The following is a 500-nucleotide window of genomic DNA, read 5'->3' as shown; positions in this document are numbered from 1 at the left end:
ACCAAACATGGATTGCTCTTTTTCCGCAGAGATTCAAACGCGCATTGATAACAAAACCAAACCCTTAGGTGCTCTAGGGTTGCTAGAAAAAGTCGCATTTCAATTAGCGTTGATTCAAAGCCAAGATCAAGCACAAGCCGTTGAAGAGATTGTTATTCGCAAGCCAACAATGTTGGTGTTTGCTGGCGATCATGGTGTTGCGAAGGAAGGCATTAGCATCGCACCGAGTGAAGTTACCCAGCAAATGGTTGCAAACTTCCTTGCTGGAGGTGCGGCAATTAACTGCTTTTGCGATGTAAACCAAATCGAATTCAAAGTGATTGACTGCGGTATGCTTGCGCCAATCGAAGCAATGGTTCCTGAGTTTAAATCTCATCCGAATTTAATTGAGCAGCGTTTAGGAAATGGCACTGCCAATTTTTCAAAGCAAGCGGCGATGTCTTCTGAACAAGTAGCGCTTGGTTTGGAATATGGTGCAAGAGTGGCGCAAAGCACCATCT

Annotated in this window: 1 protein-coding gene; it reads left to right on the top strand. The window is 44.6% G+C overall.

All coding sequences use genetic code 11. The features are described 5' to 3' along the window. Window positions 1-7: 7 nt before the first annotated feature. Window positions 8-500, top strand: a 493-nt coding sequence (locus R7Z50_RS31550) for a nicotinate-nucleotide--dimethylbenzimidazole phosphoribosyltransferase (RefSeq protein WP_318150283.1), incomplete at its 3' end; no start/stop codon positions are given.

This window comes from Vibrio sp. 1249-1 (genome assembly GCF_033340495.1).
This window is presented reverse-complemented; position numbering and strand designations above follow the sequence as displayed.